The organism is Streptacidiphilus sp. PB12-B1b (assembly GCF_014084125.1).
In the GTDB taxonomy this organism is placed as follows: domain Bacteria; phylum Actinomycetota; class Actinomycetes; order Streptomycetales; family Streptomycetaceae; genus Streptacidiphilus.
In genome coordinates, this window is the sequence record NZ_CP048405.1 from 1,088,211 (window position 1) to 1,112,530 (window position 24,320).

Sequence of the window (24,320 nt, forward strand, 5' to 3'; positions counted from 1 at the left end):
GGCCGCCGGGATTCACGTGAACCGGGGACAGCGACGGGGTTGACGGGGGAGGATCGTAGGCTCGCGGCAGACGGTGTCGTGTGTGCCGTCGTCCGTGCCTGCCCGATGTACTTCCCCTGGACCGTGCCCATGACCTCGCAGCCCGCCGCCCCCGGCGTACGCGGCAGCGCGTACCGCCTGGTGCGCGACCCGCTCGCGGCCCCCGCCCCGCCCGTCCTCGACGCCTACCAGCAGGCCGTCGTGGACCACCGGGGCGGGCCGCTGCTGGTGCTCGCCGGCCCGGGCACGGGCAAGACCACCACCCTGGTGGAGGCGGTGACGGCGCGGATCGCCGAGGGCGTCCCGGCCGAGCAGATCCTGGTGCTGACCTTCAGCCGCAAGGCCGCGGTGGAGCTGCGGGACCGGATGACCGCCCGGGCCGCCCACCCCGCCTCCGCCGCAGCGGCCCCCGCCGGAGGGGAGCGCGCCGGAGCGGCTGCGGGCCCGGGCGGCGTGCCGCAGGCCACCACCTTCCACTCCTTCTGCTACGCCCTGGTCCGGGCCCACCAGGACGCCGACCTGTTCGCCGACCCGGTCCGGCTGCTCTCCGGCCCCGAGCAGGACGTGCTGGTCCGCGAGCTGCTCGCGGGCGGCGCCGAGGACGCCCGGGCCGGGCGCGGCATCCGCTGGCCGGACGAGCTGCGGGCCTGCCTGACCACCCGCGGCTTCGCCGACGAGGTGCGCGCGGTGCTGGCCCGCGCCCGCGAGCTGGGCCTGGGCGAGGACGAGCTGCGGCGCTTCGCCGCCCGGGTCGGCCGCCCGGACTGGGGCGCCGCCGCCGAGTTCCTGGCCGAGTACCTGGACGTGCTCGACGCCCAGGGCGTGCTGGACTACTCGGAGCTGGTGCACCGGGCGGTGCTGCTGGCCGAGCGGCCCGAGGTCAGCGCGCAGCTGCGGCGCCGGTACCGGGTGGTCTTCGTCGACGAGTACCAGGACACCGACCCGGCGCAGGTCCGGCTGCTGCGGGCGCTGGCCGGGGACGGCCGGGAGCTGGTCGCCATGGGCGATCCGGACCAGTCCATCTACGCGTTCCGGGGCGCCGACATCAACGGCATCCTCGGCTTCCCGCAGGACTTCCCGCGGCCGGACGGCACGCCCGCGCCGGTGAAGGTGCTGCGGGTGTCCCGCCGGGCCGGCTCGCTGCTGCTGGCGGCCTCCCGCGCGGTCACCCGGCGGATGCCCATGGGCCGGCTCCCGGCCGCCGCCCTGGCACAGCACCGGCAGCTGGTCCCGTCCCGGGAGTCCGGCCGGGCCGAGGTCTACACCTACCCGACGCCCGGCTCCGAGGTGGACAACATCGCCGACCTGCTGCGCCGCGCGCACCTGGAGGAGGGCGTGCCCTGGGGCGAGATGGCGGTGCTGGTCCGGGCCGGGGCCCGGTCCATCCCCGGGTTCCGCCGGGCGCTGGGCGCGGCCGGGGTGCCGCTGGAGGTGGACGGCGACGACCTGCCGCTGCACGCCGAGCCCGCCGTCGCCCCGCTGCTCACCGCGTTGCGGGTGTGCGCGCACGGCGCCGCGTACGACCGGCGCCGCTCGGCGGCCGAGGACGGCCCCGGGGCCGAGGACCCGCTGACCGCCGAGCTGGCCCTGCAACTGCTCACCGGGCCGCTCGGCGGCCTGGACGGGGCCGATCTGCGTCGGCTGGGCCGGGAGCTGCGCGAGGACGAGCGGACCGCCCTGCGCACCCTCCCGCCGGAGCGGCAGCGCCCGGTGCGGCCCGCCGACCAGCTGCTGCGCGAGGCCCTGGCCGAGCCGGAGCGGCTGGTCACCCTGGACGGCCCGGCGGCCCGCCGGGCGCACCACCTCGGGCAGCTGCTGCGCAAGGTCAGGGAGTCGCTGGCGGGCGAGGCGTCCGCCGAGGAGGCGCTGTGGGCGCTGTGGGACGGCTCGGAGCGGTGGCGGCTGCGGTTGGAGTCGGCGGCGCTGCGCCCGGGCACCGCCGGACGCAACGCCGACCGGGATCTGGACGCGGTCTGCGCGCTGTTCGAGACCGCCGCCCGCTCCGGCGAGCGGCTGCGCGGGCCCCGGGACGCCCTGAACTTCCTGGCCGAGCTGGAGCAGCAGGACATCGCCGCGGACACCCTCTCCGGCCGGACCGTGCGCCCGGACGCGGTGCGGCTGCTGACCGCGCACCGCTCCAAGGGCCTGGAGTGGCGGCTGGTGGTGGTCGCCGGGGTGCAGGAGGGCCTGTGGCCCGACCTGCGGCGGCGCGGTTCGCTGCTGGAGGCCGACCGGATCGGCCGGGACGGCCTGGCCGAGCCGCTCAGCCCGGGCGCGCTGCTGGCCGAGGAGCGGCGGTTGTTCTACGTGGCCGTCACCCGCGCCCGGGAGCGGCTGATCGTCACCGCGGTGAAGGCCCCGGCGGACGACGGCGACGAGCCCTCGCGCTTCCTGCGCGAGCTGTACCAGGAGCGTCCGGACGGCACCCGGGTGCCGGACGTCCGGGTCGAGGACGTCACGCACCGCCCGCGCCGGCCGCTGGCGGTGGCCGCGCTCGTGGCCGAGCTGCGGGCGGTCAGCGTCGACCCCCAGGCCGGGCCGGGGCTGCGGGAGGCGGCGGCGGAGCGGCTGACCCGGCTGGCCGCGCTCACCGACGAGGACGGCCTGCCGCTGGTGCCCGCCGCGCATCCGCAGCGCTGGTGGGGGATGGCGGACGCGACCGAGAACAGCGTCCCGGTCCGCGACCCGGCCGGGCCGCTGCAGCTGTCCGGCAGCGCCCTGGAGCAGCTGGACTCCTGCGCGCTGCAGTGGTTCCTGGGCCGGGAGGTGTGGGCGCAGAGCCCCTCCAGCGGGGCGCAGGGCTTCGGCAACGTGGTGCACGTGCTCGCGGACGAGGTCGGCTCCGGCCGCACCCCGGCCGATCTGGGCGTGCTGATGGAGCGGCTGGACACGGTCTGGGACGCGCTGGCCTTCGACGCGCCGTGGAAGTCCGAGCAGGAGAAGGGCGAGGCCAGGGCCGCGCTGGAGCGCTTCCTGCGGTGGCACGCCCATGAGCGGGGCCGCACCCCGGCCGCCACCGAGCACCCGTTCGAGGTGGAGCTGAAGGTCGGCGACCACGCGGTGCGGATCCGCGGCAGCATGGACCGGGTCGAGCGGGACGGGGCCACCGGCGCGGCCTATGTGGTGGACTTCAAGACCGGCAAGCGGGTGGTCTCCTCCGCGGAGCTGGCGGCCCATCCGCAGCTGGGCGTCTACCAGCTGGCGGTGCGCGCGGGCGCGGTCGACGGCCTGGACGCCTTCGCCGGGGAGCGCCCGGAGCCCGGCGGCGCGGAGCTGGTGCAGCTGCGCCAGCCCGCGGGCCGGGAGCGCGAGGACGAGCCGAAGGTCCAGCCGCAGCCGGCGCTGGGCGAGGACCCGGGCTGGATCGAGGGGCTGCTGGCCGAGGCCGCCGACCGGGTGGTGAACGAGCGCTTCGTGCCGACCGTCGGCCCGGCCTGCGACCACTGCTCGTTCCGGCGCAGCTGCTCCGGGCAGCCGGAGGGCCGCCAGGTCGTCGAGTAGCCCTGCCCCGGAAGGGGGCCGGGCGGGAGCGGTGGCGCGGGTTGTCGGTGGCAGCCGCTAGCGTTTCCGGGGTGCACCCAGCCATCAGCAGCCCCGAGCAGCTCAAGCAGCTCCTGGGCATCCCCTTCACCGCGGAGCAGACGCGCGCGATCACCGCGCCGCTCGCCCCCGCGGTGATCGTCGCGGGCGCGGGCTCGGGCAAGACCACGGTGATGGCGGCCCGCGTGGTCTGGCTGGTCGGCACCGGGCAGGTCCGCCCGGAGCAGGTGCTGGGGCTGACCTTCACCAACAAGGCCGCCGGCGAGCTGGCCGAACGCGTCCGCAAGGCCCTGGTGCAGGCCGGGGTGGTGGAGACCGACCCGGTCGCCGACGACGACGTCCTGGGCGAGCCGGAGATCTCCACCTACCACGCCTTCGCCGGGCGGCTGCTGAAGGACCACGGGCTGCGGATCGGGCTGGAGCCGGATGTCCGGCTGCTCGCCGACGCCACCCGCTACCAGCTCGCCGCCCGCGTCCTGCGCCAGGCCCCCGGCCCCTACCCGGCGCTGACCGGCGCCTTCTCCACGCTGATCGACAGCCTGCTGACGCTGGACGGCGAGCTCGCCGAGCACCTGGTCGCCCCCGAGCGCCTGCGGGCGTACGACAGCGGGCTGCTGGCCGCGCTCGACGGCGTCCGGCTGGGCAACGAGGACCTGCGCAAGGTCCCCCGGGCCGCCGCCGCCCGGCTGGAGCTGGCCGACCTGGTCCAGCGCTACCGGGCCCGCAAGCAGGACGCCGGGCTGATGGACTTCGGCGACCAGATAGCCGCCTGCGCCCGGCTGGCCCAGGACCACCCCGAGGTCGGCCGACTGCTGCGCGAGCAGTTCCGGGTGGTGCTGCTGGACGAGTACCAGGACACCTCCGTCGCCCAGCGGCTGCTGCTCGCAGGCCTCTTCGGCGCGGGCTCGGGCCACCCGGTCACCGCCGTCGGCGACCCCTGCCAGGCCATCTACGGCTGGCGCGGGGCCTCCGTCGCCAACCTGGACGACTTCCCTGAGCACTTCCCCCGGGCCGGCGGCGGCCCGGCCGACCGCTACTCGCTCTCCGAGAACCGCCGCAGCGGCGGACGGCTGCTGGAGTTCGCCAACGAGCTGGCCGCGCCGCTGCGCGAACTGCACCGGGGCGTGGCGGCGCTGCGCCCGGCGCCCGGCGCGGAGCGCGACGGCTTCGTCCGCTGCGCCCTGCTGGACAGCCACGACCAGGAGGTGGCCTGGCTGGCCGACTCCATCGCGCACCTGGTCCGCACCGGCACCCGGCCGGGCCGGATCGCGGTGCTGTGCCGGGCCGGGCGGGACCTCTTCCCCGACATGCACGCCGCCCTGGTCGCCCGGGACGTCCCGGTGGAGGTGGTCGGCCTGTCCGGGCTGCTGAACCTGCCGGAGGTGGCGGACCTGGTCGCCACCTGCGAGGTGCTGCAGGATCCGACGGCCAATGCGGCGCTGGTGCGGCTGTTGGTCGGCCCGCGCTGGCGGATCGGCCCCCGGGATCTGGCGCTGCTCGGCCGCCGAGCCCGCGACCTGGTCCGGACCGGCGGGGCTGACGCGCCCGGCCCCGACCGGCTGGCCGAGGCCGTGGCCGGGACCGACCCGACCGAGGTGGTCTCGCTGGCCGACGCCCTGGAGACCTTCCTGCACCCGCAGGACCGGGAGCGGGAGCTGCCGGTCTCGGACGAGGCGCGCTCCCGCTTCGCCCGGCTGGCGGCGGAGATACGCGACCTGCGCCGGGCGCTGGCCGAGCCGCTGATGGACGTGCTGCACCGGGTGTTGGCCGTCACCGGCCTGGAGGTGGAGCTGGCGGCCTCGCCGCACGCCCTGGCCGCCCGCCGCAGGGAGACCCTGAACGCCTTCCTGGACGTCGCGGCGGGCTTCGCCGACCTCGACGGCGACCCGTCGCTGGCCGCCTTCCTGGGCTTCCTGCGGGCCGCGCAGGAGTTCGACCGGGGGCTGGACAACACCCTGCCCGGCGGCGACGACACGGTGAAGGTGCTCACCGTGCACAAGTCCAAGGGCCTGGAGTGGGACGTCGTGGCCGTGCCCGGGCTGGTCAAGGGGGGCTTCCCGGGCGAGAAGGGGCGCGAGCGGTGGACCGGCCGCCCGGAGGCGCTGCCGCACGACCTGCGCGGCGACGCGGCGACCCTGCCGCCCACCCCGGCCTGGACCGGCCCGGGCATGAGGGCGTTCACCGCGCAGATGAAGGAGCACGCCGCCACCGAGGAGCTGCGGCTCGGCTACGTCGCCTTCACCCGCCCGCGCGACCTGCTGCTGGCCTCCGGGCACTGGTGGGGCCCGTCGCAGAAGCGGCCCCGGGGCCCGTCGCCGTTCCTGGAGCAGTTGCGGGAGTACTGCGAGAGCGGGGTCGGCGGCGAGATCGAGGTGTGGGCCGAGCCGCCGGGCGAGGGCGCGGAGAACCCGTCGCTGGCGCGCACCGCCGACCACCCCTGGCCGCTGCCGCTGGACCGGGACGCCCAGGCCGCCCGCCGGGCCGCGGGGCTGCGGGTGCTGGCCGGGCTGCGCGGCGAGGCCCCGGCCGAGCCCGGCGCCGACCCGGACGCCGGGCTCGTCCCCGAGGAGCAGCGCCTGGTGGCCTCCTGGGACCGCGATCTGGAGGCCCTCTCCGGCGAGCTGCTGCGGGCCCGGGCCAGCCGCCGGGACGTCCCGCTGCCGGCCGCGCTCTCCGCCTCGCAGCTGCTGCGGCTGGCGGAGGACCCGGACGGCTTCGCCCGGGAGCTGGCCCGGCCGATGCCGCGCCCGCCGCAGCCCGCGGCCCGGCGCGGCACCCGCTTCCACGCCTGGGTGGAGTCCCGGTTCGAGCCGCTGATGCTGCTGGGCGAGGACGCCCTGCCGGGCGCGGAGGACGAGTGGATCGAGGACGAACGCGATCTGGCCCGGCTCAAGGAGGCCTTCCTGCGCACGCCCTATGCCGCGCTCACACCCCACCGGGTGGAGGAGCCGTTCCAGCTGCTGCTGGCCGGGCGGGTGGTGCGGGGCCGGATCGACGCGGTCTACCGGACCGGCCCGGACGCCTACGAGGTGGTGGACTGGAAGACCAACCGGCAGCAGACCGCCGATCCGCTGCAGCTGGCGGTGTACCGGCTGGCCTGGGCGGAGCTGCGGGGCGTCCCGCCGGAGCAGGTGTCCGCGGCGTTCCTGTATGTGCGTACCGGAAGCGTCGTCCGCCCGGAGCGGCTGCCGGGGCGGGAGGAGCTGGAACAGCTGCTCGTACCCATTACTCCGAACGGGCGGCCTATAGATGGGGGTGCCACGGGAATTTCGTGAAAGGACTGTGCATCATGTCCTTTTCGTGCCTAATGTTATTGGCATCAACCAGTCAACCCCTGTCCAATTTTGAACGACAAGTAGTCAGCCCGCCTTCCTTCCTATCGCCGTAGCACAGCGCCCGCAGGAGAAACGACGTTGAGTCCCACCGGAAGGCTTCGCCGCAGCATCCCCTGGCACCGCGCGATATTGGTGCTTCCGTTCATAGGGATCGCCTTCGTACTGGCGCTCGACGCCGCCAGCCGCAGCCCCCGGGTGACCTTCGAGCCCGCTCTCACCGTCGGGCCCGCCCTGGCCGCCGTCGTCTCCCACCGGACCTGGTACCCGGTGCTGGTCGGCGGAATCACCGTGGGCGTGGCCTTCGGCCTGTCCGTGCACGACGGGACGATGACCCAGTCGGTGCACGGCGCGAGCGTGGTCGCCATCATCCTGATCGCCGCCATCGGCTCGGCCAGCGTGCTGCTGCGCAACCGGCAGGAGCAGGAGCTGGCCGACGCCCGGCTGGTCTCCGAGGTGGCCCAGCGGGTGCTGCTGCGCTCCATCCCGGACCGGATCGGCCCGGTGCGCGCGGCGGTGCACTACGCCGCGGCCGCCGCCCACGCCAGCATCGGCGGCGACCTGTACGAGGTGGTGCAGACCCGCTACGGCGTGCGCGCGGTGATCGGCGACGTCCGGGGCAAGGGGCTGGGCGCGGTGGAGACGGCGGCGGCGGTGCTCGGGGCGTTCCGCGAGGCCGCGCACCAGGAGCCGGAGCTGGACCGGGTCGCCTCCTGGCTGGCGGACAGCCTGGACCGGTCCCTGCACGAGAGCGACCACGACGGCGTCGACGAGGAGTTCGTCACCCTGGTGCTGGTGGGGGTGCGCCCGGACGGCGTGGCCGAGATCGTCAACTGCGGCCACCCCGGCCCGCTGCTGCTGCGCGGCGAGGAGCCGTCGATGCTGCTGGAGTCCGAGGTGCGGGTGCCGCCGCTGGGCGTGCTGGAGCCCGCCCAGGTCTGCCCGCCGGTGCTGCGCTTCCCCTTCGTGGACGGCGACCGGCTGCTGCTCTACACCGACGGCGTGATCGAGGCCCGGGACAGCTGGGGCGTCTTCTACCCGCTGGCCGAGCGGCTGCCGGACTGCGCGGTCGCCGACAACCCGGCCGACGTGCTGGAACGGCTGCACGAGGACGTCCGCCGGCACGTCGGCCGCCAGCTCGGCGACGACGCGGCGATGCTGCTGCTCCAGTACGAGCCGCCGGCCCAGCCGTGGCCGGTGGCGCCGGAGGCGGCGACCGCCTACGTGGCGCTGCACAAGGTCGGCCGCCCCCGGGGCGGGGCCAGCGAGGAAGTGCGCTAACGCGCGGTCGCGGGCCGGTCGCGGGTCAGACTTCCAGCACCACCAGCAGCGGCCGGTGGTCGGAGACGCCGACGGCCGGGGTGCTGGTGGCCCGTACGGCGCTGCGCGGGACGCCCACGGAGAGTACGTGGTCGAACTGGACCGTCGGCCGGTGCGCCGGATAGGTGGGGGTGCGGGCCAGGTCCCGCCAGCCGCGCAGCACCGCGCGCTGGGACAGCGTCCGCCGCGCCCGGCGCGCCTCCCGCCCCTCGCGCCACTGCCCGTCCCGCCACTGCGCATCGCGCCAGCGGCCGTCGCGCCACTGCCCCTCGCGCCAGCGGCCGGGGCGGGGGTGCGCCGAGCGGCGGCCGAGGCCGTCCACCATGGCCGCGCCGCCGAGCACGGTCCGGGGCACCGCGCCGACCAGGTTGAAGTCCCCGAGCAGCAGGTAGGGCGCGGGCAGGTCGGAGATCCACCGGCGGATGCCGGCCAGCTGGCCCATGTTCCAGCCGGGGACGAACGACAGGTGCGCCGCCACCACCGTGAACGGCCCGGCCGGGCCCTCGAGCACGGCCGCGACCGCCGCCCTCGGCTCGTCCGGCACGGGGGTCAGCCCGCGCCGCCCGGCGACCCGCAGCGGCAGTCCGAACGGCGCCGGGGCGAACCGCCGCGCCCGCCACTGGCGTACCGGCAGCCGGGTCAGCAGCGCGGTGCCGTACGAGGGCAGCTCCGCGCCGACGCCGATCTCCTCCGGCCCGTACACCCGCAGCCCGGGGACGCCCGGCTCGGGGATCCAGCCGGCGACCGGCGCGGGGCGGCCGTGCAGGGCGGCGGCGAAGCGCCAGTCGGCCGCGCCCATGGCCTTGGCGGCGACGGCGGCCTGGTCCACCAGGCCGGAGCGGGGCTGGTGGCGGTCCACCTCCTGCATCGCCAGGACGTCGGCGTCCAGGGCGGCCACGGCCTCGGCCAGGGGCCCGCCGGGATCGGTGGATCCGGGGAGGGCGAGGGGTCTGCCGTCGGGGCCGAGGGACTGGCCGTGCAGCAGGTTGAAGGTGGCGATGCGCAGCTGGCTCACGTGCCGAAGATAGTGCGTTCCGGGGTCGGCCCGGTGTCGCTCCGGCGGCGCCCTGCGGTCGTGCGGCGGTCCCGCGCAGGTCGCCGGTCGGCCGTTCGGGGACCTGTGGCGGGTTGAATGCCCCCTGCATACCGGGTATACATACTCGGTATGTCGATCCGTCACGGGCTGCTCGCGCTGCTCGAACAAGGCCCCCGCTACGGCTACCAGCTCCGCACCGAGTTCGAAGCACGTACCGGCGCCACCTGGCCGCTCAACGTCGGCCAGGTCTACACCACCCTCGGCCGGCTGGAACGGGACGGCCTGGTCCGCCCCGACGGCGAGGACTCCGAGGGCCACGTCTTCTACGCCATCACCGATCACGGACGCGAGGAACTGCGCAGCTGGTTCGGCAGCCCGGTACGCCGCGACAACCCGCCGCGCGACGAGCTGGCGATCAAGCTCGCCATGGCCGTCACCGTGGTCGGGGTGGATGTCGCCGCGGTGATCCAGCGCCAGCGCGTCCACACCGTCCGCGCGCTCCAGGACTACACCCGGCTCAAGGCCCGGGCACTCGCCGCCACCGAGGCCGCGCCCGCCGAGGCCCCCGCCGGAGCCGGGCCGGACGACGCCGCCGCCGCCGGCCAGGACCTGGCCTGGCTGCTGGTCCTGGACCAGCTGATCTTCCAGGCCGAGGCCGAGGTCCGCTGGCTGGACCACTGCGAGACCCGGCTGGTCCGCCACGCCGAGCGGCTGGCCGCCCGCCGGCCCGCCGCCGCACGACCCGAGACACCTGCCGTACCCGCACGAGAGGGAGCCGAGAGCCGATGAGCACACAGGGGTGGGACAACACAGACCGGGGGGACGCCCCCCGGACGCCCGACGGGGCAGTGCTGCGGCTGCGCGGCGTCTCCCGCGTCCACGGCCACGGCGCCGCCGAGGTGCACGCGCTGCGCGAGGTCGACCTCGCGGTGCTGCCCGGCGAGTTCGTCGCCGTGATGGGGCCCAGCGGCTCGGGCAAGTCCACGCTGCTCACCCTCGCGGGCGGCCTCGACAGCGCCACCGGCGGCGAGATCCTGGTGGAGGGCCAGGAGCTGGGGGCGCTCTCCCGCAAGGCCCTGGCCGCCGTCCGCCGCCGCTCCATCGGCTACGTCTTCCAGGACTTCAACCTGATACCCGCGCTGACCGCGGCCGAGAACGTCTCGCTGCCCCGCGAGCTGGACGGCCTCTCCGGGCGCAAGGCCCGCACCGAGGCCCTGGCCGCGCTGCGCGAGATCGGCATCGCCGACCTCGCCGACCGCTTCCCCGACGAGATGTCCGGCGGCCAGCAGCAGCGCGTGGCCATCGCCCGCGCCCTGATCGGCGACCGCCGCCTGGTCCTCGCCGACGAGCCCACCGGCGCCCTGGACTCCACCACCGGCGAGGCCGTGCTGGCCGTGCTGCGCGCCCGCTGCGACGCCGGCGCCGCGGCCGTCATGGTCACCCACGAGGCCCGGCACGCCGCCTGGGCCGACCGCGTCGTCTTCCTGCGCGACGGCCGGCTGGTCGACGAGTCCGCGCCGCTCGCCGCCGAGGCGCTGCTCAGCGGCTCCGCGCCGAACTCGTCCCACGGGACGGGGACGCTGTGAAGCTCGCCGCCTGGCGGGTCGCGCTCCGGGTCGCCCGGCGCGACGCCCTGCGCGCCAAGGGGCGCAGCGCCCTGGTCATCGCCATGATCGCCATCCCGATCGTGGGCGTCTCCGCCGCCGACGTCACCTACCGCAGCTCGCAGCTGACGGTGCAGCAGAAGATCACCCGCGCCATGGGCACGGCCGAGGCCCTGATCACCCCGACCCAGCTCGGTTGGCGGCTGGAGCAGACCCCGGACCCGGGCAACGGCCAGACCGACGTCCCCTCCGAGGACGGCTCCAAGCCGCACCCGACCGCGCAGGAGCAGGCCAGGGCCGCCGAGCCGGTCTCCCGGCTGCTGGCCCAGGCGCTGCCGGCCGGCGCCCGCCTGCTGCCGATCAGCAACGGGACACTGCTGTCCACCAGCACCGCCACCGGCGTGCTGCAGGTCCAGGCCCAGGGATTCGACTCGTCCGACCCGCTCTCCCACGGCATGGTCGTGCTCGACCGGGGCAGCTGGCCCACCGGCCACGACCAGGTCGCGGCCAGCACCGCCTTCCTCGAGCAGTCCGGCCTGAGCGTCGGGCAGACCACCACCCCGGTCGGCACCCACCTGCCGCTGACCATCACCGCCGCCGTGGAGTTCCCGGACGCGCTGAACCAGCCCCAGCTGGTGCTGCGCCCGGACGACCTGACCGACGCGGTCGCCGCGCAGAGCGCCGGAACCGGGGCGAGCACCGGCTCGGACGACTCCTCCGCGGCCTCCACGGCGGGCTCCTGGCTGGTCGCGCTGCCCGACCACACCCCCTTCACCTGGGCCGACGTGCTCAAGGCCGACGCGTACGGCTTCAGCGTGACCTCACGGGCGGTCCTGCTGGACCCGCCGCCGCACAGCGCCGTGCCGATCTACCAGGACCCGGAGTACCAGTCCGATTCCGGCGGCGGCGACGCCCGCACGGTGACCCTGCTGTCCACCGTCGTCGGCATGGCGCTGCTGGAGATCGTGCTGCTCGCCGGACCGGCCTTCGCCGTCGGCGCCCGCCGCTCCCGCCGCCAGCTCGGCCTGATCGCCGCCGGCGGCGGCAACCGCTCGCAGATCCGCGCGGTCGTCCTCGGCGGCGGCGTCGTCCTCGGCACGACCGGGGCGGCCGTCGGCATCGTCGTGGGCGCGCTCGCGGTCGCGCTGGGCCGCGGCAGGCTGGAGCAGTACGCCGGCCAGCGCTTCGGCAGCTTCGCGCTGAACCCCACCGACCTGCTCGGCATCGTGCTGGTGGGCCTGGTCACCGGGCTGCTGGCGGCCGTCGTCCCCGCCGTCCAGGCCGCCCGGCAGGACGTGGTCGCGTCGCTGACCGGCCGCGGCACCATCAAGTCCCCGCCGCGATGGCTCACCGGGCTCGGCGTGCTCGGCATCGCCGGGGGCACCGCGGTCGCGCTGCTCGGCGTCGGCACCGGCCAGGGCAGCAGCTCCATCCTCGGCGGCTCGGTCGTCGCCGAACTCGGCGTGGTCGCCTGCACCCCGTTCCTGGTCGGGCTGTTCGGCAGGCTCAGCGGACGGCTGCCGCTCGGCCCCCGGCTGGCCCTGCGCGACTCCACCCGCAACCGCAGCCGCACCGCGCCCGCCGTGGCCGCGGTGATGGCCGCCGTCGCCGGAGCGGTCGCGGTCAGCGTCTACCAGTCCAGCAGCGAGGCCGAGTCCCGTGCCGCCTACCAGGCCTCCGGCCCGATGGGCTCGGTCGCGCTGCAACTGCAGTCGGGCGACAGCCCGGCCCGGGTCGCGGCCGAGGTCGCCGCCGTGCAGAGCACCATCGCCGACCTCGGCCCGCGCGGGGACCTCTACAAGCTGGTCTTCCGCAACGACTGCGACACCACCAGCGAGGGCCCCTGCGGCAACGTCGCGCTCCAGCCCCCGGCCGCCGCCCACTGCCCGCCCGGCGCGGGCGGCTGGGGCGCGCCGGACGCGGAGCTGCCGAGCACCTGCACGCACGCCCTCTGGGGCAACGAGTCCTTCGCCGGGCAGAGCGTCGTGGTCGGCAGCGCGGCCGCCCTGCCCGACCTGCTGGGCATCCACGACCAGGCCGCCGCCCAGGCGCTGGCCGACGGCACGGTCCTGGTCACCGACCCCGAGTACGTCACCGACGGCCACATCACGCTGGAGCTGCAGAAGGTCTCCGACGCGGCCAACTCCGACTCCAAGGCCACCACCACCACCGTCCAACTGCCCGCCGAGGTGGTCACCGGCAAGCCCGCCGCCGTGACCGCGCTGCTCTCGCCCTCCGCCGCCGCCAGTGCCGGGCTGCGGACCGCCGCCCTCGGCTCGGTCTGGGCCCCGCCGCAGGTGATGAGCAGCGCCGACCAGCAGCGGCTGAACGCCGCCCTGGGCAAGGTCGCTCCCAGCTACTCGCTGTCGGTCGAGCGCGGCTACCAGAGCAACAGCAGCGCCATCGCCATCGGGCTGGCCATCGCCGCCTCGGTGGTCGCCATCGGCGCCGCCGCCATCGCCACCGGGCTGGCCGCCGCCGACTCGCAGGCCGACCTGGCCACCCTGGCCGCGGTCGGAGCCGCCCCCCGGATCCGGCGGGTGCTCTCCGGGTTCCAGTGCGCGGTGATCGCGGCCATGGGCGCGCTGCTCGGCTCGGCGGCCGGGCTCGTCCCGGCGTGGGCGCTCTGGCACTACGAGAACAGCCCCGGTCAGGGGGCCGACCCGACCGGTCCGGTGTCCGCGCCGCTGGTGATGCCGTGGACGACGCTGGCGGCGATCGTCGTCGGGCTGCCGCTGCTGGCCTGGCTGCTGGCGGCCGGATGCACCCGCTCCCGGATGGTGCTGAGCCGCCGCACCGCCTGACCCGCGCCGCCCGACCCGCGCCCCGGCCCCGTGCCGTGCCCGCGCCCCGCGACCGGGGCAGGGGCACGGTGCGGGGCCGCCGCGCATGCGAACTAGAGTCGTACCCATGACGACTTCCCCGGACAGCGCGGTCCGCGAGTTCATCGACCAGAACCGCACTGCGTTCCTTGACGACCTGGCCGCCTGGCTGCGCATCCCCTCGGTCTCGGCCGACCCCGGCCGCGCGGGCGACGTCCGCCGCTCCGCCGAGTGGCTCGCCGACGCGCTGCGCCGCACCGGATTCCCGGTGGTGGAGGTCTGGGAGACGCCCGGCGGCGGCCTGCCGGCGGTGTTCGCCGAGTGGCCCTCGGGCGAGGCGGCGGCGCCGACGGTGCTGGTCTACGGCCACCACGACGTCCAGCCCGCCGCCCGCGAGGACGGCTGGGCCACCGACCCGTTCGAACCGGCCGTGGTGGACGGCCGGATGTTCGCCCGCGGCGCCGCCGACGACAAGGGGCAGGTCTTCTTCCACACCCTCGGAGTGCGCGCCCACCTCGCGGCCACCGGCCGCACCGCCCCGGCGGTCAACCTCAAGCTGCTGGTCGAGGGCGAGGAGGAGTCCGGCTCGCCCAACTTCGGCGCGCTGATCCGGGAGCGCACCGAGCAGCTCGCCGCCGACGTGGTGATCATCTCCGACACCGGCATGTGGGCCGAGCACACCCCGACCGTCTGCACCGGCATGCGCGGCCTGGTGGACTGCCAGATCGACCTGTACGGCCCGGCGCAGGACATCCACTCCGGCTCCTTCGGCGGCGCGGTGCCCAACCCGGCCACCGAGGCGGCCCGGCTGGTCGCGGCGCTGCACACCGAGGACCGGCGGGTGGCCGTCCCCGGCTTCTACGACGGTGTGGTGGAGCTGACCGATCAGGAGCGCGAACTCTTCGCCGAGCTGCCCTTCGACGAGCAGGAGTGGCTGTCGGTCGCCAAGTCCGGCGCCACCCTGGGCGAGGCCGGCTTCAGCACCCTGGAGCGGGTCTGGGCCCGGCCCACCGCCGAGGTCAACGGCATCTGGGGCGGCTACACCGGCCCCGGCGGCAAGACCATCGTCCCGGCCGAGGCGCACCTGAAGCTCTCCTTCCGGCTGGTCGCCGGGCAGGAGGTGGAGAAGGTCCGCCAGGCCGTGTCGGCGTGGGTGGCCGAGCAGCTGCCGGCCGGCATCCGGCACGAGATCGTGCTGCCCGGCGCCACCCGCCCCTGCCTGACCCCGCTGGACCACCCGGCGCTGCAGTCGCTGGTCCGCGCCATGGGCCGGGCCTTCGGGCAGAAGATCAGGTTCACCCGCGAGGGCGGCTCCGGCCCCGCCGCCGACCTGCAGGACGTCCTGGGCGCGCCGGTGCTGTTCCTGGGCATCTCGGTGCCCTCGGACAGCTGGCACTCGGTGGACGAGAAGGTCGAGCTGGACCTGCTGGACAAGGGCGTGGAGACGGCCGCGTACCTGTGGTCGGACCTGGCCGAGCACTGGGGCCCCGGCGATCGCTAGCGCGGCGGGCGCCGTGGGAGGACGCCTCGCGCAGCGGGGCCGTCAGCAGGGTTCGGAATCCGATGAAGGGGGAGCTGGGGACGTGATCGTGCAGCCGAGGGACGAGGCCGCGGCGGAGTCCGCCACCGGGGCGACGGCGCCGGGCGGGGCCATCGACCCGCCGTTGGCGCTGGCCAGGGCGGGTGTGGACCGGGCGGCCGAGCACCGGCTGGACGAGCCCTGGCTGGCCGCGGCCTGGAGCCACCCCGACACCCGGGTGCTGGTGGTGGCCGAGGGCCAGGCGTTCGTGATCGACACCGGCACCGGCAGCGAACTGGTGCTGCTGCCCTCGTTCGAGGCGCCGGACGGCGGCGAGCGCTACTTCCTCGGGACCAACGGCGACGGCGTCTCCTACTTCGCGCTGGACGTGGACTCGCTGCCCGGGCGGCTGGACGGCGACGCCCGCCCGGCCGGGCTGCGCGAGGTCGGCGGGCTGCTGGGCGACCTGGACTCCGGGCTGCTGGTGCACGCGGTGGCGCTGCAGAACTGGCACCGCTCGCACCGCTTCTGCTCGCGCTGCGGCCACCCGACGGTCCCCGCCGCCGCCGGGCACGTGCGCCGCTGCACCTCCTGCGCGCACGAGCACTACCCGCGCACCGACGCCGCGGTGATCATGCTGGTGACCGACGACCGGGACCGGGCGCTGCTGGGCCGGCAGGCGCTGTGGCCCGAGGGCCGCTACTCGACCCTGGCCGGGTTCGTGGAGCCGGGGGAGTCGCTGGAGCAGGCGGTCGCCCGGGAGGTGGCCGAGGAGGTCGGGGTCCGGGTGGACCAGCGCACGGTGAGCTACGTGGCCAGCCAGCCCTGGCCCTTCCCGGCCAGCCTGATGCTGGGCTTCCTGGCCCGCGCGGACCAGGCCGACGGCGGCGCCGACATCGACGTCGACGGTGCGGAGATCTCCGAGGCTGCCTGGTTCACCCGCGAGGAGCTGCGGGCCGGTATGGAGGCCGGGACGGTGCTGCCGCCGTCCGGCATCTCCATCGCCCGCAGGCTGGTGGAGCTCTGGTACGGCGGCCCGCTGCCGGAGACGGCCCGCTGGTGACCGGCCGCTGAGGTACGACGCACACCGGGCGCGCGGGGGTTTCCGCGCGCCCGGTGTGCGCCTCGAGCCCCCGGTTCACCCGAAGGGCGGAACCGCCGGCCGCGTCCTGCGCCCGCGTCGGGCCCGCCGACCCGTTTCGCGGCCTTCCGCCGGGCCGCAGGGCAGGCGTCCGGGTCCGGTGGGCGTCCGTTCGGCGTTGCTCCATCCGGGGCATAGTTCCCGCTGGCACGCAAGTGGTTGGAATACCCGGGACTACACCAAACTTGACTTATGTTGGCTGGTTTCTCCGCGAAGGCCCGGAGCAAATGGCTACATTCGCCGGGTGAACATTTCCCGTGGCCCGGGACAGGCCCCCAAATACCAGCGACTGGCTGCGGATCTGCGGCGCCGGATCATGGCCGGCGAGTGGCAGAGCGGAGAGCCGCTGCCGGTGGAAAGCGAGCTGGAAAACCAGTACGGAGTGGCCCGCAATACCGTGCGGCTGGCGGTGGACGTGCTGGTCAACGAGGGTCTGCTGATCCGCGTCCAGGGAAAGGGGACCTACCTCAAGGACCATCCCGTCCTCGATCACATCGCATACCGATCGCCGGTCGGCGGTGCGCCGGGCACCCCGCTGACGCCCCCGTCCGCCGCTTATGCGGAAGAAGCCGACCGGGCCGGTCGGAAATTGTCCTCGGACTTTCAGATGTTGATCGTACGGGCGACCGCCGACATCACCGGCCGGCTGCGCATCAAGGCCGGGGAGGCGGTCGTGCTGCGGCGGGTGCTGCGGCACATGGACGGCGAGCCCTGGTCCATCGAGGAGAGCCACTACCCGGTCGGGCTGGCCGCGGGGACCGCGCTGATGGACCCGGACTCGATCGTCGGCGGCGACGAGATCGCCCTCGACAGCGCCGGACACGTGGAGATCGGCTGCGTGGACGAGCTGGCCGCGCGGATGCCCAACCCGGAGGAGGCCCAGTGGTTCCAGGCCGGGCCGGGCGTCCCGCTGCTGGTCCAACTGCGCACCGGCTTCACCGCGGCGGGCCCGATCCGGGTCACCGAGACCCGCTACTGCGCGGACCGCAACCGGCTGGTGTACGCCCTCGGGGAGCGCGCCGGGGAGTGACCGGCCGGGGCGCGGCCCCGCGCCCCCGCTCACGACGGCGCGCCCCCGGCTCTCGCCGGGGGCCCGCCGTGTCGCGTCGCCGCGCTCAGACGCCGATGGCCTGCTTCACCTGGGCCAGGCTCGGGTTGGTCATCACGACCTGCTCGCCCGAGGCGGGCACCACCAGCACCGTCGGCACCACCTGGTTGCCGTTGTTGACCTTCTCCACGAAGTCGGCCGACGCCGGGTCCTGCTCGATGTTGATCTCGGTGTAGCCGATGCCCTCGCGGTCCAGCTGCTTCTTGAGCCGGTTGCAGTAGCCGCACCAGGTGGTGCTGTACATCGTGATCGTCGCGGACATCGAGGTCGCTCCTTCTTCGTTCGGCCGGCGCTTCGTTCGGCGAGCAGCAGGTCCAACGCGCGGGTGACGGCGAACATTCCGGCCGCGCACCGGCTGTGCGTATGAGCACACCGGGGCTGTGGACAACCCGGGGCCCGTCGTCCGGAGGACTTGAGAGGATGGGGTCATGCAGGCCGAGTTCCCGGGCGCACAGCCCCTCCCCAGCGGCAGCCCCCACCTCCGGGACGCGGGCCCCGACGCCGTGCTCGCCGGGCTCGACCCGGAGCAGCGCGCGGTCGCCACCGCCCTCGACGGGCCGGTGTGCGTGCTCGCGGGCGCGGGCACCGGCAAGACCCGGGCCATCACCCACCGCATCGCCTACGGCGTGCGCAGCGGGGTGATGCAGCCGCAGCGGGTGCTGGCGGTGACCTTCACCGCCCGCGCGGCGGCGGAGATGCGCGGGCGGCTGCGCGAGCTGGGCGCGGACGGCGTCCAGGCCCGGACCTTCCACTCGGCGGCGCTGCGCCAGCTCCAGTTCTTCTGGCCGCGGGTGGTCGGCGGCGAGCTGCCGCGGCTGGTGGAGCGCAAGGTGCAGCTGGTCGCCGAGGCCGCCGCGCGCTGCCGGATGCGGCTGGACCGCAACGAGCTGCGCGACCTCACCGGCGAGATCGAGTGGGCCAAGGTCACCCAGACCGTCCCCGAGGACTACCCGGCCGCCGTCCGCAAGGCCGGCCGCGAGGCCCCCCGGGATCCGGCCGAGATCCGCCAGGTCTACAAGGTCTACGAGGAGCTGAAGCAGGACCGGGGCGTGATCGACTTCGAGGACGTGCTGCTGCTCGCCGTCGGCGTGCTGGAGGACCGGGCCGAGGTCGCCGAGCAGGTCAGGGCGCAGTACCAGCACTTCGTGGTGGACGAGTACCAGGACGTCTCGCCGCTCCAGCAGCGCCTGCTCGACCTGTGGCTCGGCCCCCGCTCCAGCCTGTGCGTGGTCGGCGACGCCAGCCAGACCATCTACTCCTTCACCGGCGCCACCCCCTCCTACCTGCTGGACTTCCGGATCAGGCACCCCGGGGCGACGGTGGTGAAGCTGGTCCGCGACTACCGCTCCACCCCGCAGGTGGTGCACCTGGCCAACGGCCTGCTGGCGCAGGCCCGGGGCCAGGCCGCCGCGCACCGGCTGGAGCTGGTCTCGCAGCGCGAGCCCGGACCGGCCCCGGCCTACACCGAGTACCCGGACGAGACCGCCGAGGCCGAGGGCACCGCCAAGCGCATCGCCGCGCTGCTGGCCTCCGGGGTGCGCGCCAGCGAGATCGCCGTGCTGTTCCGGGTCAACGGCCAGTCGGCGGTGTACGAGCAGGCCCTGGCCGACCTCGGCATCGCCTACCAGCTGCGCGGCGCCGAGCGCTTCTTCGAGCGGCCCGAGGTGCGCGAGGCCGGCATGCTGCTGCGCGGCGCGGCCCGGGCCGGCAGCGACCCGCTGCTGGACGGCGCGCAGGAGGCGCTCGCGGACCAGGTCCGCGCGGTGCTGTCGACCCGGGGCTTCACCCCCCAGCCGCCGGCCGGCTCCGGCGCGGTGCGCGACCGCTGGGAGTCGCTGTCGGCCCTGGTCCGGCTGGCCGAGGAGTTCGAGGCGGGCCGGCACGCGGCCGGGCTGCCCACCGACCTGGCCGGGTACGTCGCCGAACTCGACGCCCGGGCAGCGGCCCAGCACGCCCCGGCGGTCGAGGGCGTCACGCTCGCCTCGCTGCACTCCGCCAAGGGCCTGGAGTGGGACGCGGTGTTCCTGGTCGGCCTCACCGAGGGCATGATGCCGATCACCTACGCCAAGACCGACGAGCAGGTCGAGGAGGAGCGGCGGCTGCTGTACGTCGGCGTCACCCGCGCGCGGGCGCACCTCTCGCTCTCCTGGGCGCTGGCCCGCTCCCCGGGCGGCCGGGCCGGGCGGCAGCCGACGCGCTTCCTGGCCGGGCTGCGGCCGGGCTCCTCCGGCCCGCGCGCGGCGCGCGGCGCGGGCTCCGGCGGCTCCGGCGGTCCGGGGGGCGCGCCGGACGCCCGGGGTGCCGGTCCCGGCGCGGGCGGGGGCCTGCGCCGCCCCCGGGCGCCGCTGGTGTGCCGGGTCTGCGGGCGGGTGCTCACCGAGGCCGTGGAGCGCAAGCTGCGCCGCTGCGCCGGCTGCCCCTCCGACCTGGACGAGGCCCTGTACGAGCGGCTGCGGGACTGGCGCGGCGTCCAGGCCAGGCAGCAGGGCCTGCCCACCTACTGCGTCTTCACCGACGCCACGCTGATCGCCATCGCCGAGGACGCCCCGGCCTCGATCCGTGATCTGTCCAGAATCGCCGGAGTGGGCCGGGCGAAGCTGGACAAGTACGGTACGGCCGTGCTGTCGTTGTGTGCGGGGGAGTCCGCGGACTCCGTTCCCGAGCCCGGATCGGCCCCCGCACCGGGGGACATCCCGGACCTCTGGGACGAGTAGCGACACCGCGAGGAACTCTCCCGGAAAATAGTTTGCGTCGGTGGTCCGGAGCGCACTAGCGTGCCGGAGACGGTCGAGGAGACGAGGCCGTCGGCCCCGCCGGATCACTTCCGGCACGGGCGCCCCGACATGCCCCACCTGCACCATCGCTTGCTGCTCCACCAAGACAACTGACCATCTGAAGGTCTCGGCTAGCCGGGCCCTGAGCACGCCGGAAGGAGGCGGACATTGTGACCACGACCTTGATCACCAAGACGGGCCTGACGCACTCGGCCGCCACCTGCTTCGGCATGTCCGCTGTCCTCCTGTCCGGTTCCGGGCTGGTCGACCGCAGTGGCGTTGTCGGTTTCGGCGGCAGCGATCTGCCCATCGCCGGTCTGAAGCGACCGATGTCGGCATCCGTAGCAGCAGAAGCAGCCGCCAATCGCGGCCACGTCTATGCAGCGGGTGCCGGAAACCACCGGGCCGGCGCCGAGCAGGCAGTCGCAGAGCAGGCAGAGCAGCAGCACCCGATGTGGGCCTTCCGCGGGCCTGGACCCTGGAAAGAACGAACCTGATCCTGAATCAGGTCGGCATCCAGGGCCGCGGAATCCCACTCGGGATCCGCGGCCCTTCTGTTTGCCCGAAACGCCACCCATAACTCCATAACCGCGTACTTCTCCAACCTCCGAACCCCAGAACAAGAGGACCGAACGTGTCATCGGTGATCAGCCCACTCGCCCCGCCCGCCCCGTACGTCCCGCCCTTGAGCAGGCCCACCCTCCGGAGGTATCCCTGATGCAGATCACCGCGTTCGACGAGGTCGAGAACCTCGGCGCGCCCATCCCGTGCCGCTCGCTCGACCCCGAGGTCTTCTTCGCCGAGACCCCCGCGGACGTCGAGTACGCCAAGTCCCTCTGCGGCACCTGCCCGGTCAAGGAAGCCTGCCTGCAGGGGGCGCTGGAGCGGCGCGAGCCCTGGGGCGTGTGGGGCGGGGAGCTGTTCGTCCAGGGCGTGGTGGTGGCCCGCAAGCGGCCCCGTGGGCGTCCGCGCAAGAACGAGGTCGTCGCGTGAACCCCCGCGTGTCCCCCGCGAACACGCTGCGCCGCTCGGTGCGGGAAGCCACCGCCAAGAGCGACCACGCCGCGCGGCTCGCCGTCCATCCGTCCATCGATCCGACATCCGACAAGCAGGCAGAAATGTTCCAGATCACCAACCCGCCGACCGCGGAAGCACGCCGTAACGCTGTCCTTGACAGTGCCCCGAGCAGGAGCAACCACATGCAACTCATGCCAGAAGCCCTGGCCCGTGTCCATATGCAAGAGCGGCTGCAGGAGGCAGAGCACGAACGCCTGCTGCGCGCTTTCACGCTGAAGCGGCGCGCCGAGCGCGCCTCGCTGAAGGCCCGCCGGGCCATCGCCAGCGTCGTCATGCAGTAGTCCCGTGCCCGCAGGCCCGGAGCGGATCACCGCTCCGGGCCTGCGGTCTGTCCGGGCCGGTCAGACCTCGGCCAGGTCGTCCTCGAGGGTGCCCTCCCCGTCGGGGAGTCCGTCCCCGTCCGGGAGCTCGTGCTCCTCGGCGAAGCCCGGCAGCCACTCCAGCAGCTCGGACCGGAGCGGCGCGTTGGCGTCGAGCTGGCAGAGCACGCCGATGGTGCTCAGCGTCACCCGGTGGATCAGCAGGTAGGCCGGCGGCAGGTTCAGCTGCCGGCCCAGGGTGTAGGCGGGGGAGCGCGGGTCGCCGATCCGGGCCGCCTGGGCGCGCATCCAGCTGCGGGTGAAGTGGAAGTCGTCCACGGCGGCCGGTTCGATGATCGGCAGCACGTAGTCCAGGACGGCATCCGGATCCAGGTCGATGGTGGGCCGTACGAAGCCCTCCTGGCGGAGCATCTCCAGCACCCCGGCGGCGTCCCCGGCCAAGGCCATCCGCAGCGCCGTGCCCACCGGCAGCGGCAGCCCCTCGGGCAGCCGGTCCACCGTGCCGAAGTCCAGCACGCCCAGCCGCCAGCCCTCGGCCGGGCCGTCGTCCACCAGCAGCCGGAAGTTGCCCGGGTGCGGGTCGGCGTGCAGCAGCCCGGTGCGGACCGGGCCGGCGAACAGGAAACGGGCCAGCAGCTGCCCGGCGCGGTCGCGCTGCTCGCGGCTGCCGGAGGCGATCACCTCGGACAGCGGCACGCCCTCCATCCACTCGGTGACCAGCACCTGGTCGCCCTGGGCGACCACGTCCGGGACGGTGATGTCCGGGTCCTCGGCGAACTCGGCGGCGTGCACCCGCTGGGACTCGGCCTCCAGGGCGTAGTCCAGCTCCTCGGTGACCCGGTTGCGCAACTCGCTGATCAGCGGTTTCACATCGAGGCCGGGGATCAGCGGGCCGATCAGCCGGGCGACCCGGCCGAGCTGGGTGAGGTCCGAGAGCAGGGCGTCGCCCGCGCCCGGGTACTGCACCTTGACGGCGACCTCGCGGCCGTCGTGCCAGACCGCGTGGTGCACCTGGCCGATGGAGGCGGCCGCGGCCGGTCTGTCCTCGAACTCCAGGAAGAGATCCCGCCAGTCGCTGCCCAGCCGCTCGGCGAGCACCGCGTGCACGGAGGCGGCGGGCATCGGCGGCGCGGCCTCCTGCAGCTTGGTGAGCGCGGCCCGGTAGGGACCGGCCACCTCCTCCGGCAGGGCGGCCTCGAAGACGGACAGCGCCTGCCCGAACTTCATCGCGCCGCCCTTGAGCTCCCCCAGCACCTTGAACAGCTGGTCGGCGGTGCGCTGCTGCATCTCGGCCGCCACCACGTCGGCCGGCCGGCCGCCCATCCGCTTGCCGAACCCGAGGGTGGCGCGGCCCGCTATCCCCAGGGGCAGGGCCGCGAGCTTCGCCGTGCGGGTCACGGCCTTCCGCGGAAGATCGCTCACGCTTGCCTCCCAGTTGACGAGTCACGCACTTCCATCATTGTCCCCCCATGAGCCGCCGACTCCGGTGCTCCAGCAGCATCCGCAGTCCGGATGGGGATCCAGTCGGCGCCGCCGCATCGAGCCGTCCACCATGGAGACGTCGACCACAGCGCCCAGGCTAGGGGGTGAACCCCCGTCCAGGTAGATCAGGCAGTGCAGGGCCGCCAGCCCGGCCAGGGCGGTCGCCAGCGAGGTGTCGCAGGCGGCGACGGCGGTGGCGCGCCCCGAGCAGTGCTGGGCCAGCAGCACGGGCCAGGCCGGATCCTCGTCCGCGCGGCGCAGCGCCAGGCAGTGTGAGCAAGGCGACACCCCGGGGACGACGAACGGGCCGACGCTGCCCAGGGTCTCCAGCACGCCCGCGTACAGGTGCGGGGTGCCGCTGCGGATCAGGCTGCGGCTGAGCCCGGGATCGGGCAGCAGCCCGGCCGCGTCGCCGCGCGGCGCGACCACCACCAGATCCGGCGGGCGCACCGCGGCGGCCCGCTCGTCGGGCCGGGCGGCGGCCCCGCCGCGCACCGCCGCGCGGGCCGCCGCCGCCCGGGGCCGGCCCACGGACTCGGGCGGCAGGCCGCAGGGCGAGCAGTCCTGCTCGACCACCCGGCCGCCGTCCACCACCTGCACCCGGCCGACGCCGGAGGCGGCCAGCACCCGGGCCAGGGCGGCGCCGACCCGCCCCGCACCGCGCACCTCCACCCGGGCCCGCTGCCGCGCCAGCATCAGCGCCGGTGCCGCCCCCGGCCGGGGATGGGCCAGGGACAGCGCCGCCAGATCCGGGCCGAGCCGGGCGCGCTCCGGCGGCGGCAGATCCAGCAGCGCCCGCTGCGCCTCGGTGTCGTCCAGCACCTCGGAGGCGCGCAGTTCGTCCAGCAGCTCGCGGACGCGCTCCGCCCCCACGCCCAGCCCGGCCGCCGCGGCGGTCAGCGCGGGCAGCTCGCGGGTGCCGTCGAGCAGGTCGAGGAAGGCCGCGTCGGCGGGCGTGGCCGATTCCAGTACCGCCCGGTGCGCCGGGCCGACGCCGAACTGGAGGGTGGTCCGGTCGCGCCAGGCACGGCGCAGCGCGGGTTTCAGACAGGGACGCATGGTGCTCCTCCCGGGCGGGCGGCGGACGGCTGCGAACGCGTCGTCCGGGACGAGCATGCCCTGCGTGTGCGAAGGAGGCGAAAAGTTGTCCACAGCCTGTGGATGACAATCCGATGATCGGTATCCGATTCGCCTGGCTATGCCGGG

The 24,320-nt window shown here is 75.1% G+C and carries 17 protein-coding genes; 13 read left to right on the forward strand and 4 right to left on the reverse strand.

The features are described 5' to 3' along the window. Window positions 1–129 precede the first annotated feature (129 nt). The 3 genes from GXW83_RS05065 to GXW83_RS05075 all read left to right on the forward strand — a co-directional run bounded on the left by GXW83_RS05065 (window position 130) and on the right by GXW83_RS05075 (window position 8,192). Window positions 130–3,540: an ATP-dependent DNA helicase gene (locus GXW83_RS05065; protein ID WP_225446764.1), complete on the forward strand. Its 3,411-nt coding sequence runs from the start codon at window positions 130–132 to the stop codon at window positions 3,538–3,540. A 71-nt stretch (window positions 3,541–3,611) separates the two neighbouring features. Continuing rightward, entirely contained in the window at window positions 3,612–6,854 is a 3,243-nt protein-coding gene (locus GXW83_RS05070) for an ATP-dependent DNA helicase (RefSeq protein WP_182441702.1), read from the forward strand. Window positions 6,855–6,992: 138 nt separating this feature from the next. Next, a complete protein-coding gene (locus GXW83_RS05075; RefSeq protein WP_182441703.1) occupies window positions 6,993–8,192 on the forward strand; it encodes a PP2C family protein-serine/threonine phosphatase in 1,200 nt (399 codons plus the stop codon). A gap of 25 nt (window positions 8,193–8,217) precedes the next feature. On the opposite strand, the gene GXW83_RS05080 is transcribed toward GXW83_RS05075, so the two are convergent. Beyond that, window positions 8,218–9,246 (reverse strand): endonuclease/exonuclease/phosphatase family protein, encoded by a 1,029-nt coding sequence (locus GXW83_RS05080; protein ID WP_182441704.1) that lies wholly within the window; start codon window positions 9,244–9,246, stop codon window positions 8,218–8,220. A 150-nt stretch (window positions 9,247–9,396) separates the two neighbouring features. On the opposite strand from GXW83_RS05080, the gene GXW83_RS05085 reads away from it, so the two are divergent. The 6 genes from GXW83_RS05085 (at window position 9,397) to GXW83_RS05110 (ending at window position 17,383) form a co-directional block, all read left to right on the forward strand. Continuing rightward, the gene (locus tag GXW83_RS05085; RefSeq protein WP_182441705.1) at window positions 9,397–10,056 is read left to right on the forward strand and encodes a PadR family transcriptional regulator; all 660 of its coding nucleotides are present in this window, start codon (window positions 9,397–9,399) and stop codon (window positions 10,054–10,056) included. Beyond that, entirely contained in the window at window positions 10,053–10,853 is an 801-nt protein-coding gene (locus tag GXW83_RS05090) for an ABC transporter ATP-binding protein (protein WP_182441706.1), read from the forward strand. Before GXW83_RS05085 ends, GXW83_RS05090 begins: the two co-directional genes overlap by 4 nt. Further along, window positions 10,850–13,675, forward strand: coding sequence for an FtsX-like permease family protein (locus tag GXW83_RS05095; RefSeq protein WP_182441707.1), 2,826 nt, complete (start codon window positions 10,850–10,852; stop codon window positions 13,673–13,675). Before GXW83_RS05090 ends, GXW83_RS05095 begins: the two co-directional genes overlap by 4 nt. 106 nt (window positions 13,676–13,781) lie before the next feature. Beyond that, the gene (locus GXW83_RS05100; RefSeq protein WP_182441708.1) at window positions 13,782–15,194 is read left to right on the forward strand and encodes a dipeptidase; all 1,413 of its coding nucleotides are present in this window, start codon (window positions 13,782–13,784) and stop codon (window positions 15,192–15,194) included. Between the two features lie 88 nt (window positions 15,195–15,282). Continuing rightward, complete coding sequence (gene nudC / locus GXW83_RS05105; protein WP_370466860.1) at window positions 15,283–16,275, forward strand: NAD(+) diphosphatase; 993 nt, start codon at window positions 15,283–15,285, stop codon at window positions 16,273–16,275. A 322-nt stretch (window positions 16,276–16,597) separates the two neighbouring features. Beyond that, window positions 16,598–17,383 carry a GntR family transcriptional regulator gene (locus GXW83_RS05110; protein ID WP_182441709.1) on the forward strand — a complete coding sequence of 262 codons (786 nt, stop codon included), beginning with the start codon at window positions 16,598–16,600 and terminating at the stop codon, window positions 17,381–17,383. 85 nt (window positions 17,384–17,468) lie between these two features. Here the strand turns inward: GXW83_RS05110 and GXW83_RS05115 are convergent, their stop codons facing one another. Continuing rightward, window positions 17,469–17,723, reverse strand: a complete 255-nt coding sequence (locus GXW83_RS05115) for a mycoredoxin (protein WP_182441710.1) — start codon at window positions 17,721–17,723, stop codon at window positions 17,469–17,471. Between the two features lie 166 nt (window positions 17,724–17,889). Here GXW83_RS05115 and GXW83_RS05120 point away from each other — a divergent pair, with 166 nt between their 5' ends. The 4 genes from GXW83_RS05120 (at window position 17,890) to GXW83_RS05135 (ending at window position 21,593) form a co-directional block, all read left to right on the forward strand. Next, window positions 17,890–20,175: an ATP-dependent DNA helicase UvrD2 gene (locus GXW83_RS05120; protein WP_182441711.1), complete on the forward strand. Its 2,286-nt coding sequence runs from the start codon at window positions 17,890–17,892 to the stop codon at window positions 20,173–20,175. A gap of 230 nt (window positions 20,176–20,405) precedes the next feature. Then, window positions 20,406–20,732, forward strand: coding sequence for a hypothetical protein (locus GXW83_RS05125; protein ID WP_182441712.1), 327 nt, complete (start codon window positions 20,406–20,408; stop codon window positions 20,730–20,732). 220 nt (window positions 20,733–20,952) lie between these two features. Further along, on the forward strand, window positions 20,953–21,228 hold the full coding sequence (locus tag GXW83_RS05130; RefSeq protein WP_182441713.1) for a WhiB family transcriptional regulator: 276 nt from the start codon (window positions 20,953–20,955) through the stop codon (window positions 21,226–21,228). A 95-nt stretch (window positions 21,229–21,323) separates the two neighbouring features. Beyond that, window positions 21,324–21,593: a hypothetical protein gene (locus GXW83_RS05135; RefSeq protein ID WP_370466861.1), complete on the forward strand. Its 270-nt coding sequence runs from the start codon at window positions 21,324–21,326 to the stop codon at window positions 21,591–21,593. A 60-nt stretch (window positions 21,594–21,653) separates the two neighbouring features. Here the strand turns inward: GXW83_RS05135 and GXW83_RS05140 are convergent, their stop codons facing one another. After that, window positions 21,654–23,054: an AarF/ABC1/UbiB kinase family protein gene (locus GXW83_RS05140; protein ID WP_182441714.1), complete on the reverse strand. Its 1,401-nt coding sequence runs from the start codon at window positions 23,052–23,054 to the stop codon at window positions 21,654–21,656. Window positions 23,055–23,075: 21 nt separating this feature from the next. Beyond that, window positions 23,076–24,173, reverse strand: coding sequence for a TOMM precursor leader peptide-binding protein (locus GXW83_RS05145; RefSeq protein WP_182441715.1), 1,098 nt, complete (start codon window positions 24,171–24,173; stop codon window positions 23,076–23,078). Between the last annotated feature and the right edge of the window lie 147 nt (window positions 24,174–24,320).